Origin of the sequence: Siansivirga zeaxanthinifaciens CC-SAMT-1 (assembly GCF_000941055.1) — a bacterium.
GTDB lineage: Bacteria > Bacteroidota > Bacteroidia > Flavobacteriales > Flavobacteriaceae > Siansivirga > Siansivirga zeaxanthinifaciens.
The window spans coordinates 778,701-791,095 of sequence record NZ_CP007202.1 but is presented as its reverse complement, the minus strand read 5'-3'; the positions used below and the strand labels follow the sequence as shown (position 1 = coordinate 791,095).

Annotated in this window: 11 protein-coding genes and 1 pseudogene; 11 read left to right on the top strand and 1 reads right to left on the bottom strand. The window is 31.5% G+C overall.

Annotated elements, in window-relative coordinates; translation table 11 throughout:
• Positions 1–2 precede the first annotated feature (2 nt).
• A complete protein-coding gene (locus tag AW14_RS03630) occupies positions 3–980 on the top strand; it encodes a DUF4837 family protein (protein WP_044637582.1) in 978 nt (325 codons plus the stop codon).
• 71 nt (positions 981–1,051) lie between these two features.
• Here the strand turns inward: AW14_RS03630 and tatA are convergent, their stop codons facing one another.
• The gene (gene tatA / locus AW14_RS03625; protein ID WP_044637581.1) at positions 1,052–1,234 is read right to left on the bottom strand and encodes a twin-arginine translocase TatA/TatE family subunit; all 183 of its coding nucleotides are present in this window, start codon (positions 1,232–1,234) and stop codon (positions 1,052–1,054) included.
• A 117-nt stretch (positions 1,235–1,351) separates the two neighbouring features.
• On the opposite strand from tatA, the gene AW14_RS03620 reads away from it, so the two are divergent.
• From AW14_RS03620 to AW14_RS03575, 10 genes and pseudogenes are all read left to right on the top strand, one after another.
• Positions 1,352–2,221: a M23 family metallopeptidase gene (locus AW14_RS03620; RefSeq protein WP_044637580.1), complete on the top strand. Its 870-nt coding sequence runs from the start codon at positions 1,352–1,354 to the stop codon at positions 2,219–2,221.
• A gap of 2 nt (positions 2,222–2,223) precedes the next feature.
• Entirely contained in the window at positions 2,224–3,717 is a 1,494-nt protein-coding gene (locus AW14_RS03615) for a GH3 auxin-responsive promoter family protein (RefSeq protein WP_044637579.1), read from the top strand.
• Between the two features lie 35 nt (positions 3,718–3,752).
• Positions 3,753–5,441, top strand: a pseudogene (locus AW14_RS03610) (DUF6909 family protein).
• A gap of 13 nt (positions 5,442–5,454) precedes the next feature.
• Positions 5,455–6,531: a hypothetical protein gene (locus AW14_RS03605; RefSeq protein ID WP_044637578.1), complete on the top strand. Its 1,077-nt coding sequence runs from the start codon at positions 5,455–5,457 to the stop codon at positions 6,529–6,531.
• 1 nt (position 6,532) lies between these two features.
• Complete coding sequence (gene rfbB, locus AW14_RS03600) at positions 6,533–7,540, top strand: dTDP-glucose 4,6-dehydratase (protein ID WP_044637577.1); 1,008 nt, start codon at positions 6,533–6,535, stop codon at positions 7,538–7,540.
• Positions 7,540–8,397, top strand: a complete 858-nt coding sequence (rfbA, locus tag AW14_RS03595; RefSeq protein WP_044637576.1) for a glucose-1-phosphate thymidylyltransferase RfbA — start codon at positions 7,540–7,542, stop codon at positions 8,395–8,397. The genes rfbB and rfbA overlap by 1 nt, the downstream gene beginning before the upstream one ends.
• A 1-nt stretch (position 8,398) precedes the next feature.
• On the top strand, positions 8,399–8,944 hold the full coding sequence (rfbC, locus tag AW14_RS03590) for a dTDP-4-dehydrorhamnose 3,5-epimerase (RefSeq protein WP_044637575.1): 546 nt from the start codon (positions 8,399–8,401) through the stop codon (positions 8,942–8,944).
• Positions 8,941–9,792, top strand: a complete 852-nt coding sequence (rfbD, locus tag AW14_RS03585) for a dTDP-4-dehydrorhamnose reductase (protein WP_044637574.1) — start codon at positions 8,941–8,943, stop codon at positions 9,790–9,792. The genes rfbC and rfbD overlap by 4 nt, the downstream gene beginning before the upstream one ends.
• Before the next feature lie 286 nt (positions 9,793–10,078).
• Positions 10,079–11,197 (top strand): GDP-mannose 4,6-dehydratase, encoded by a 1,119-nt coding sequence (gene gmd, locus AW14_RS03580; protein WP_044637573.1) that lies wholly within the window; start codon positions 10,079–10,081, stop codon positions 11,195–11,197.
• A 5-nt stretch (positions 11,198–11,202) separates the two neighbouring features.
• Positions 11,203–12,249, top strand: coding sequence for a GDP-L-fucose synthase family protein (locus AW14_RS03575; protein WP_044637572.1), 1,047 nt, complete (start codon positions 11,203–11,205; stop codon positions 12,247–12,249).
• Positions 12,250–12,395 lie beyond the last annotated feature (146 nt).

Below are 12,395 nucleotides of genomic sequence, written 5' to 3'. Positions count from 1 at the left end.
TTATGCGAAAAATATTTTTTTTATTCGTTACCGTTTTACTTTTTAATGCTTGTAAAGATAACAAAGCATCTAACGACAAAATGTTATTAGATTCTTCTGGAAACATTAATAATGTCTCTGTTATTATTGAAAACGATTTGTGGAACGGACAAGTAGGCGAAGCTATAAGAAATGTACTAACAGCTCCTGTTTATGGGTTACCACAAGACGAACCCTTATTTACCTTAAGTCAAATTCCACCATCGGTATTTTCTGGGTTTGTAACACGAAACAGAACCATTTTACAAATTATTGGCAATAAGCCAGCAAATATCGAATTCACTAAAAACATTTATGCGCAACCTCAAAAGGTCATTTCAATAACGGGACAATCGAAACAAGAAATAATAGATATCGTTAACGCCAATGCTAAAAAAATTGTTGAAACCTTTAGAAATGCAGAGATTGCAGAGCGCCAACGACAAATGAAAAAATCGCCACATCCTTACACCTCAATTAAGGAAAAATTAGGGTTAACCATAGAGTTTGCTTCTGCTTACCGCATCGCCAAGGAAACAGATAACTTCTTCTGGATTCGTAAAGATATTACCACGGGAACATCAAACTTACTAATTTACAGTTTACCTTTTAGCAGCATTAAACCTAACGATAGCACCGTAACTCAAATTATTAAAATTAGAGATTCTATTGGCGAAAAACATATTGAAGGTGGCGTTGAAGGCACTTACATGGTTACAGAAAATGCATATACGCCGTTTTTTAAGGAAACCATTTTAGATAATAAACTAGCCTTTGAAACTAAAGGAATTTGGGATTTAAAAAATGGTTTTATGGGCGGTCCTTTTATTAATTATGCTGTTGAAGATAAAATAAACAAACGCTGGGTTGTAATTGAAGGTTTTGCTTTTGCACCTTCTGTTGAAAAGCGAGACTATATGCTAGAATTAGAATCTATAATTAAGTCAGTTAAAATTGAATAAAATTAAAGTGAAAAAATAAAAAAAGGACCAATATGTAATTGGTCCTTTTTTTATTACAAAGTTTAAAGAATTTATTCTTTATCGTCTTTTTTAGCGTCGTCTTTACTAGCGTCTTTAAATTCTTTAATTCCGCTTCCAAGTCCTCTCATTAATTCAGGAATTTTTTTTCCTCCAAATAATAATAAAACCACCACAACGATTAAGATTATTTGTGGAGCGCCAATCATTCCTAAAAATATACTTGATGAAATCATAATTACAAAATTTTGTTAGGCAAATTTAATAATTAAAGTTTAATAATACCGTTTTAAACATAACTTTAGCATTATGCAATCAAGTCTTGTTATATTTTTATTTAATTTTGTTTACTTATGGACAATAAAAAGAGAAAACCTAAAAAAATAAGACGTAAACTACTCGATAAGTATCGGTTAGTAATTCTTAACGAAAACACGTTCGAAGAGCGCCTATCATTAAGCTTAACACGATTAAATGTTTTTGTAATATCGTCGTTGTCTGCTATTTTTTTAATATTCATAACTACCGTAATAATTGCATTTACATCGCTTCGAGAATACATCCCAGGGTATTCTTCAACAGCATTAAAAAAGAAAGCTACCGAGTTAGCTTACAAAACCGATTCATTACAAACTATTATTGATGTAAATGAAAAATACTTATTGTCTATAAAAAAGGTTTTAAAAGGCGATATGAGTCCTTCAGATTTTAATAAAGACTCCATTATTGAAGCCGTTAAATTAGAAGCCAGCCAAGTAAGTTTCGTTCCTATTCAAGAAGACTCTATTCTGCGTGAAAAAGTAGATAAAGAAGATAAATACAATCTTTTCGAGTCAGCATCATCGGTTTCCAATTTTATATTATTTCCTCCAGTAAATGGGACAATTAGCGAACCGTATAATATAAAAAACAAACATTTTGCGGTAGATATTGTCGTTGCCAAAGACACTCCAATAAAAGCTACTGCCGATGGCGTTGTTGTATTTGCCGAATGGACAGCAAGCACCGGGTATGTTATTATTTTAGAGCATAGCTATGGGCTAATATCTGTTTATAAGCATAATACCTCTTTAACGAAATCTCAAGGCGATTTGGTTAAAACAGGTGAAGTTATTGCAATTGGTGGCGAAAGTGGCGAACTTTCAACAGGACCGCATTTACATTTTGAACTCTGGAATGATGGTTTCCCAATTAATCCAACAAACTTTATAGATTTTAAATAACTATGAATACATTAAAATCTGCTATCGCAAAATTATTTGCATTGCGTGTTTATAAAAGTGTTTTAAAATGGGCTAAAAACCCAATAGAAACACAAGAAAAGGTATTTCGTGAGTTAATTTCGGAAGCGGTTACAACAGAATTTGGTAAAGACCACGATTTTATAAGTATTAATTCGTACGACGATTTTGTAAAAAAAGTACCTGTACGAGATTATGAAGCCCTAAAACCATACGTATTACGTGTTGTAGACGGAGAAGAAAATATACTTTGGAAAGGAAAACCACTATATTTTGCTAAAACTTCTGGTACAACATCGGGATCTAAATACATTCCAATAACAAAAGAAAGTATGCCTTATCATGTTGAGGCAGCCCGAAATGCCATACTTATGTACATTCATGAAACTGGTAAAAGTAAGTTTGTATCAGGTAAAATGATTTTCCTTCAAGGAAGCCCCATCATGAAAGAGCAAAATGGCATTAAATTAGGCAGATTGTCTGGAATTGTAGCGCATTATGTTCCTAAATATCTTCAAAAAAACAGATTGCCATCATGGGAAACAAATTGTATTGAAGATTGGGAAACTAAAGTAGATGCCATAGTTGAAGAAACATTACCAAAGAATATGACGGTTATTTCTGGCATTCCTTCTTGGGTTCAAATGTATTTTGAAAAATTACAGCAAAGAACAGGTAAAAAGGTTGGTGAAATTTTTAAAAACTTCAATCTTTTTATTTTTGGTGGGGTTAATTACGAACCGTATCGTGCAAAATTTGAAAATTTAATTGGCAGAAAAGTAGACAGCATAGAATTATATCCTGCCAGCGAAGGATTTTTTGCCTATCAAGACAAACAAAACGAAAAGGGCATGTTATTGCTTTTAAATTCTGGAATTTTCTATGAGTTTATTAAAGCAGACGAATTTTTTAACGAAAACCCGAAACGAATCACTATTAAAGATGTTGAAATTGGCACAAATTATGTCATGATAATTTCTACCAATGCCGGACTTTGGGCTTATAATATTGGCGATACCATTCAGTTTACTTCAACAAAACCGTATCGTGTTATCGTATCTGGGCGTATAAAACATTTTATTTCTGCGTTTGGCGAGCATGTAATAGGCAAGGAAGTAGAACAAGCCATGCAAGATGCCACTTTAAATACCGACGTGCGAGTTTCAGAATTTACGGTGGCGCCTCAAATTAATCCAAGTGAAGGCTTACCTTACCACGAATGGTTTATAGAGTTTGAAAACGAACCAGAAGACCTTTCAGATTTTGCAAAAAAAATAGATGCTTCTTTACAAAATCAAAACTCATATTATTATGATTTGATTCAAGGCCGTGTTTTAAAACCTTTAGTTATTAGAAAAGTACAAAAGGGTGGTTTCGAGTCTTATATGAAATCCATAGGCAAATTAGGCGGACAGAATAAACTACCGCGCTTATCTAACGACAGAAAAATTGTTGAGGGATTTCCGTACATTAATTAATACAAATAGTACTATATTTGCCCAGTTAAAAAAGTATGAGTCATAAAAAACATCACGATAGAACGCGAGCTCAAGAAAGCTCAAATGCCATAGAGCGGATGTATATTACGATGCGTCATCTATTAACAGAGGTTTTTATAAGCCAATGGGTGTTTCGGGTGAAACTTTAAGAGAGGCATTACTACTACTACGTCCAGAAATTTATGGTTCTATTGGTGAAGAAAAAGCAGAATTAGAAGGATTACTTTATGTTATAGACAGACTCCCCATAGGGATTGAAGAATGTACTTTTATTAACTTAACAAGTGATGAAGGCTACGCCAACTCTCATTTTAAACCAATTATTCCAGAAAAACGCCGCCGTAATTGTTACAGAATAGACCCTGAACAAATGAACATTGAAATTACGCGTGGCCGCTCTGATATTTACGATATTTTAACCCATTTAACTTTTTTATTTGTTGAATCTCATAAAATAAGTTCGAAAGTTATTATTTATGAAGACGGTTCAACAACACGCGATTGGACTAAGTTAGAGCAGGTTGTTTTATCAAATAAAAAATTATCACAAAACGAACGTGAAGTAGCCATAACCCATACAGCAAATATTTTAGGGCGTACCTTTAAAGAATTATCTGCTGTTTACAATCAATTTGCAACACCAAAACAACCGGAGCGTTTCTTGCATATTATTTATTGGTTAGGAAAATTAGCCATAGAAGAACAAATAAACTTAAATAAACGAACCATTACTTTTAGTCCGGTTTTAAGAGAACGAATTGGGCATCATATTCATGGTGAAATTTGGTCAGATAACATAAAGGATACCCTTTTTAAAAATAACTTATTAGAACGCCCTATTCACATCATTAGTGCTAATATGCAAAGTGTTATGAATACCCTGTTTGCACCATCTGCTTTAAATGCTTTAACAGAAAAAAGAAATGTTTTTGAGTTATATGAGTCTTTAAGTAAAAAAGAAAATGAAGCCTTGCGAGAAAAAGTAACCAACGAGGCCTTAAAGCATGGTATGATATATTTAAAAGATACCTCAGGAACCAATATCGATGTGCAAATTTTTGATACAAATAAAATAGATACTTCAAAAATTGATATTACTTTTGGCGAAGAATTTTTAAATTCGGAAAAACCAATTATATTGGTAATGGATTACGCTTTTGGTGAGCAGGCTTATGAAACTATTGATGAGTTATTAAAACCTTACAAAGTAAAAGGAAATAAAATTCATCTAAACGTAAAGTCTTTATCGATAATGGGTAAGGCAGGTATTTTAGAAGGTGGAAAAGGCGATATTATGATACCTTCGGCACATATTTTTGAAGGAACAGCCGATAACTACCCTTTTGAAAATGAGTTAAAAAAAGAACATTTAGAAAATCAAGGCGTGGGTGTTTATGAAGGTGCTATGATTACGGTATTGGGGACTTCTCTTCAAAATAAAGATATTTTAAAGTTTTTTTACAATTCCACCTGGAATGTAATCGGACTAGAAATGGAAGGGGCGCATTACCAAAAAGCAATACAAGCAGCTTCTAAAGTTAGAGGCAGTATTAGTAAAGACGTAAAAGTAAGATACGCCTATTATGCTAGTGATAATCCTTTAGAAACAGGAGCAACATTTGGCATCAGGAGGATTAGGAACATCGGGTGTAAAACCAACATATTTAATAACCAGAAAAATAATAGAACAAATTTTCAATTAATTACAGTCATACTATGAGTAAAGATTCGCAAACACCACAACCACAATCAGAGGAAGTCGATTTAGGCCAGTTGTTTAAAATAATAGGAAATGCTTTTGACCGCTTTTTTAAGTTTATAGGGAGTATTTTTATTGGTATTTACAAAGTTGTTTTATTACTTTTTGTTCACATATATCAACGATTTGTATGGTATGCAGGAGTGGTAGTATTAGGGGTTGTTATAGGGTTTTTTATAGATAACAGTTCAGATAAGCTTTACGGCGCTAATATGTATATTGAAACTAATTTTAATTCTGCCAGACAAGTTTATGAGAATTTAAAGCAGTTTCATCAATTAGCCTATGAAGACAAAGACACTTTAGAACTAGCCAAACGATTTGATATTTCTATAAAAGATGCATCCAAATTAAAAGGATTTTATATTGAGCCCGATTTAGATGAGAATAACATAGCTAAAATGTATTCTGATTTTTATGGTCAATTAGATTCGATTTCAAGATTAGAAATGACATATATTAGATTTAAAGAATCTTTAACACCTTATAATTATTCAATTCACAGAATTGGTGTAGCCTCAACCGATAAGTATATATATAAAAAAATAGAAAAGACTTTTACAGAACAACTTTCAGGAAATCCTTATTTACAAGAACTAGTAGAAGTAAATAAATTGAACCTAAACCAAAAAGATAAAGTTTTAGTGACTCAGTTGGAAAAAACAGATTCTCTAGTAGCAGAATATTTAAAAATCAGAATTAGTGAGTCTAAAAAGCAGCAAATTCCGAATTCTGGAACAAATCTTTATATGGGTAATGCAGAATCAACTAATCTTATTGTTGACGAATCCAAAATTATAGAAAAGCGATTAGGATTAGAAAATGAAAGAATGCAAATTAATAAGGCTTTGGTTGAAGAAAAAAATGTAGTAAATGTTTTGGCAGGTTTTCCTAAATCAGGTTATGATATAAGTGAATGGACCGACAAAAAGAAGTTTGTTTTACCAATCGTATTGTTTATAGCAACTTTACTTGTTTTTTCAATTATTGGTTTTGGTAAATTCTTAAAAAGTCAGTCAAAAATTTTAAATTAAAATGACAATTTTAATTACTGGGGGAGCGGGTTTTATAGGGTCTAATTTTATTCCTTATTTCTTAAATACGTACCCTAAAATTAAAATTATAAATATAGATAAGCTCACTTATGCAGGTGAGCTTTCTAATTTAAAAGTGGTTGAAAACAACGCTAATTATGAGTTTATTCAGGGGGATATTTGCGATAGAAATTTAATTGAAAACTTATTTGAAACCTATAAATTTCAAGGTGTTATTCATTTTGCTGCAGAATCTCATGTAGATAATTCTATAACAAATCCAGATACATTTATACATACAAATATAATGGGTACATTCAATCTTTTAGATGTAGCTAAAAAAATTTGGATGGATAGCCCAGGTAAAGTAAAAGACATTTATAAATCTGCAAGATTTCATCATATTTCAACCGATGAGGTTTATGGAACTTTAGGAGAAACTGGCTTGTTTTCAGAACAAACACCCTATGCTCCCAACAGTCCTTACAGTGCTTCAAAAGCCTCGTCAGATTTTATTGTTAGAAGCTATTTTCATACATATGGAATGAATGTGGTTACAACAAACTGCTCTAATAACTACGGGCCTAAACAGCATGACGAAAAATTAATACCAACCATTATTAGAAAAGCTATTACTGGAGAATCAATTCCTATTTATGGCGATGGTAAAAACATTAGAGATTGGTTGTATGTAGAAGATCATTGTAAAGGTATCGATTTAGTTTTTCAAAATGGTGTTTCGGGAGAAACCTACAATATTGGAGGCAAAAACGAACGTAATAATTTATATATTGCAGAAACTATTTGTGAGATTTTAGATGAAATTTGCCCTATGAAATCATCTTATAAAGAACAAATTAAATTTGTAAAAGACAGACCTGGTCATGATTTTCGATACGCTATTGATGCATCTAAAATCGAAAATGAATTACATTGGAAAGCCCAAGAAGTTTTTGAAACCGGGATTAGAAAGACAGTAGCGTGGTATTTAAAAAAATATAAAGGATAATGAAGGGCATTATATTAGCAGGAGGTTCGGGAACGAGATTATATCCACTTACAAAAGTAGTAAGCAAACAATTAATGCCTGTTTTTGATAAACCTATGATATATTATCCATTAACAACCTTAATGTCTGCTGGTATAAGAGAGGTTTTAATAATTTCTACATCAAATGATTTACCAAAATTTATAGATTTATTAGGCAACGGATCAGATTATGGATGTGTTTTTGAGTATGCAGTACAAGACCAACCGAATGGACTGGCTGAAGCCTTTATTATAGGTGAAAAATTTATAAGTAAAGATAGTGTAGCGCTTATTTTGGGTGATAATATTTTTTATGGCTCTGGTTTAAACGAAACCTTACAAACCATTACAAATCCCAAGGGAGGTATTATTTTTGCTTACCATGTTCATGACCCCCAACGATATGGTGTTGTTGAATTTAATGATGAAAATAAAGCCATTTCTATTGAAGAAAAACCAATAGAACCAAAATCTAATTTTGCTGTTCCAGGCATCTATTTTTACGATAATAACGTAATAGATATTGCTAAAAATATTAAGCCAAGTCAAAGAGGGGAGTTAGAGATCACCGATGTTAATAAAGCGTATTTAGAAAAAGAGTTACTTCGTGTAAAAATACTAGATAAGGGTACAGCCTGGTTAGATACAGGAACCTTTTCTTCTCTTATGCAAGCATCACAGTTTGTTCAAGTTATAGAAGAACGACAAGGCCTCAAAATAGGATGTATTGAAGAAGTCGCCTATAAAATGGGATACATAACAAGAGAACAATTATTAAACTTGGCTAAACCGTTACTAAAAAGTGGTTATGGCGAATACCTTCAACAATTAAAATAACATGATAGCTGAAGAAACGTTTTTAAAAGGATGTTACGTACTTACGCCAAATGTACTCGAAGATGAGCGCGGTTATTTTTTTGAAAGTTTTAACGAGATTAACTTTAAAAATGAAACGGGCATATCTACTAATTTTGTCCAGGATAATCAATCTAAATCGAATAAAGGCGTTTTAAGGGGGCTTCACTATCAAACAGGCGTCTATGCTCAATCCAAATTAGTTCGCGTTGTTAAAGGCAAGGTTTTAGATGTTTGTGTTGATACTAGAAAAGATTCAGCAACTTTTGGAAAACATTTTTCAATACTATTAGACGATATTAATCATCAACAACTATATATTCCTAAAGGTTTTGCACACGGTTTTTTAACTTTAGAAGATCATACTATTTTTTCTTATAAATGTGATAATTATTATAATAAATCATCTGAAGCTGGAATTATTTTTAATGATAAAGAATTAAATATTAATTGGGATTTTCCATTTGATGACCTGATTGTTTCTGAAAAAGATTTAAAGTTACCAATTTTTAAAGATGCTGTTTTATGACAACCATATTAGTTACAGGCGGTAACGGACAACTAGCAAGTTGCATAAAAGATATTTCAAAAGTATATAATCATTTTAAATTTATATACACGAATCGTCAAGATTTAGATATTTGCGATTACAGTCAACTCGATAACTTTTTTAAATTAAATACAATAGATTATTGCATTAATTGTGCCGCTTATACGGCAGTAGATAAAGCTGAAGAAGATGTTGAAGAAGCATTTTTAGTAAACGCCATTGGAGCTAAAAATTTAGCTGAAGCTTGTAAAATACATCAAATTACTCTAATGCACATTTCTACAGATTTTGTATTTGATGGAACTAAACAAAGTCCTTATTTAGAAACAGATAGTACAAATCCCTTAAATATTTATGGAAAGTCAAAATTACAGGGAGAATTAGAAATTCAGAAAATTCTAGATACGTATTTTATAATTAGAACGTCCTGGTTGTATTCTGAGTATGGAAATAATTTCATGAAAACCATGTTGCGTTTAGCCGAATCACGAAAAGAAATTAGTGTTGTCAACGATCAAATAGGGACACCTACTTATGCGGGAGATTTGGCTAGGGTTATCCTTCATTTAATTGATTCCAAAACCAAAGTATATGGTGAGTATCATTATAGTAATTTAGGCGAAATAAGTTGGTATGACTTTGCTAATGCAATTTTTAAATTATCAAATAAAAATATAGTATTAAACCCAATAAATACTGTCAGTTACCCAACACCTGCAAACCGACCTAAATACAGTGTTTTAGACAAAAGTAAAATATCAAAAAAGTTAAATGTTTCTATTCCATATTGGGATAAATCTCTTGAATTGGTAATTAATAAATTTTAATTCTACATTACAATTAAAATCAGTTTTAGTTTCTTAATTATCTCATTGATTAAAAAAGATTTATTAGAAAAAAAATCGATTCAATTTATTATTTAGTTTAAGATTGTTTTTTTTTATTTATGTTTTTCTTAAAAAAAAAGATATTTCTTTTTGAACTCCTTATAAATTTTATATTTGTTAATTATGACGATAATTATACCTAATAAGTATGAATTATCTTCCCAACCATGGCAATTATATTATTTTTGCAAATGATATATTAAGATTTCGAATAAATAAATACTAAATGAAAAATAAAGTAGCTTTAATTACAGGAGTAACTGGTCAAGATGGTGCTTACTTAAGTGAATTTTTGTTAAAAAAAGGGTATGAAGTTCATGGTGTTAAAAGACGATCATCGTTATTTAATACCGATAGAATTGATCACTTATATCAGGATCCACATGTTGAAAATAGAAATTTTTTCCTTCACTATGGAGATTTAACCGATAGTACAAATTTAACACGCCTCATTCAAGAAGTACAGCCAGACGAGATATATAATTTAGCTGCTATGAGCCATGTTCATGTGTCTTTTGAAATGCCAGAATATACTGCAAATGCCGATGGTATTGGTACTTTAAGACTATTGGAAGCTATTCGATTGTTAGGAATGGAAAAGAAAACCAGAATTTATCAAGCTTCAACATCAGAATTATACGGTAAAGTTCAAGAAGTTCCTCAAACCGAAAAAACACCTTTTTACCCAAGAAGTCCTTATGCAGTGGCAAAAATGTATGCCTACTGGATAACTGTAAATTACAGAGAAGCTTACGGAATTTACGCATGTAATGGTATTTTATTTAATCACGAGTCACCAATTCGTGGAGAAACTTTTGTAACTAGAAAGATTACGAGAGCAACCTCTAAAATTGCATTAGGATTACAAGAAAAAATCTTTTTAGGTAATTTAGATGCACAAAGAGATTGGGGTCACGCTAAAGATTATATTCGAATGATGTGGATGATTCTTCAGGCTGATGAAGCAGAAGATTGGGTCATTGCTACCGGAAAAACAACTACGGTTCGAGATTTTATTAAAATGTGTTTTAATCATGTAGGCGTAGAATTAGAATTTAAAGGCGAAGGTGTAGACGAAAAGGGTTATGTAAAATCTTGTAATAATCCAAAATACCAGCTAGAAATAGGAAAAGAAGTTATAGCAGTCGATCCTAAGTACTTCAGACCTACAGAGGTAGAATTGTTAATTGGTGATGCAACCAAAGCAAAAGAAAAATTAGGGTGGGTTCCTAAGTACGATTTAGAAGCTTTAGTTGAAGATATGATGACGAGCGATATCAACTTAATGGAAAAACAACAATATCTCAAAGATGGCGGTTATAGAATTAAAAATTATTTTGAATAAAAGTAATGGATAAAAATTCTAAAATATATATTGCTGGTCATAGAGGATTGGTTGGAAGTGCTATTTATAAAAACTTACAAAGTAAAGGGTATACCAACATTATAACCAGAACACATCAAGAACTGGATTTAACAAATCAAACAACGGTTGCAACTTTTTTTGAAGAAGAAAAACCAGATTATGTGTTTTTAGCAGCTGCCAAAGTTGGTGGTATTGTTGCTAATAATGTTTATAGAGCCGATTTTATTTATGAGAATATGATGATTCAGAACAATGTGATTCATCAAAGTTATCTTCATAAAGTTAAAAAACTATTGTTTTTGGGCAGTACATGCATATATCCTAAAAACGCTCCTCAGCCCATGAAAGAGGAGTATTTGTTAACGGATACTTTAGAATATACTAATGAGCCTTATGCTATTGCAAAAATAGCTGGCATTAAAATGTGTGAAAGTTACAACTTGCAATACAGCACCAATTTTATTTCAGTTATGCCTACTAATTTGTATGGACCAAACGATAATTTCGATTTAGAAAAATCGCATGTTTTACCAGCACTTATTCGTAAAATTCATTTAGCCAAATTATTATCAGAATCAAAACATGATGAAGTGGTTAAAGATTTAGGAGTCAATTCTATAGACGAAGCAAGATCATATTTGTTAAAGTTTGGTGTTACAGAAAAAAGTGTTGAAATTTGGGGTTCGGGAAAACCAAAACGAGAGTTTTTATGGAGTGAAGATATGGCAGATGCTTGTGTTTTTATTATGGAAAACCGAAACTTTTCAGACACTTACAATGAAGGCGATAAAGAAATAAGAAATACTCATATTAATATTGGAACAGGCAAAGATGTTTCAATAAAGGAATTAGCTGAAACCATAAAAGAAACCATTGGTTTTAATGGTGATTTAGTTTTTAATACAGAAAAACCAGATGGTACGATGCGCAAATTAACAGATGTTTCGAAGTTGAATAGCTTAGGTTGGGAGTATAAAATTGAATTGAAAGAGGGTATCAAAATTGTTTATGGATGGTATATTAATAAATAATGAATAAACTAATTTATTATTTTTAACGTCTCTCGAATATAGTAAACTATGTTATTACGAATTTTGATGAGTTTTCAGCTCAATAATAGGATATAATCCATTGATTTATTGTTGATTAAGGATGTCGAAGTAGTTTATTATTTAAG

Bases quoted from the DNA above. Each gene is read 5' to 3' on its own strand.
- AW14_RS03620 (WP_044637580.1), top strand. From the start codon at position 1,352: ATGGACAATAAAAAGAGAAAACCTAAAAAAATAAGACGTAAACTACTC.
- AW14_RS03575 (WP_044637572.1), top strand. From the start codon at position 11,203: ATGGATAAAAATTCTAAAATATATATTGCTGGTCATAGAGGATTGGTT.
- tatA (WP_044637581.1), bottom strand. From the start codon at position 1,234: ATGATTTCATCAAGTATATTTTTAGGAATGATTGGCGCTCCACAAATA.
- AW14_RS03630 (WP_044637582.1), top strand. From the start codon at position 3: ATGCGAAAAATATTTTTTTTATTCGTTACCGTTTTACTTTTTAATGCT.
- rfbC (WP_044637575.1), top strand. From the start codon at position 8,399: ATGATAGCTGAAGAAACGTTTTTAAAAGGATGTTACGTACTTACGCCA.
- rfbA (WP_044637576.1), top strand. From the start codon at position 7,540: ATGAAGGGCATTATATTAGCAGGAGGTTCGGGAACGAGATTATATCCA.
- gmd (WP_044637573.1), top strand. From the start codon at position 10,079: ATGAAAAATAAAGTAGCTTTAATTACAGGAGTAACTGGTCAAGATGGT.
- rfbB (WP_044637577.1), top strand. From the start codon at position 6,533: ATGACAATTTTAATTACTGGGGGAGCGGGTTTTATAGGGTCTAATTTT.
- AW14_RS03615 (WP_044637579.1), top strand. From the start codon at position 2,224: ATGAATACATTAAAATCTGCTATCGCAAAATTATTTGCATTGCGTGTT.
- rfbD (WP_044637574.1), top strand. From the start codon at position 8,941: ATGACAACCATATTAGTTACAGGCGGTAACGGACAACTAGCAAGTTGC.
- AW14_RS03605 (WP_044637578.1), top strand. From the start codon at position 5,455: ATGAGTAAAGATTCGCAAACACCACAACCACAATCAGAGGAAGTCGAT.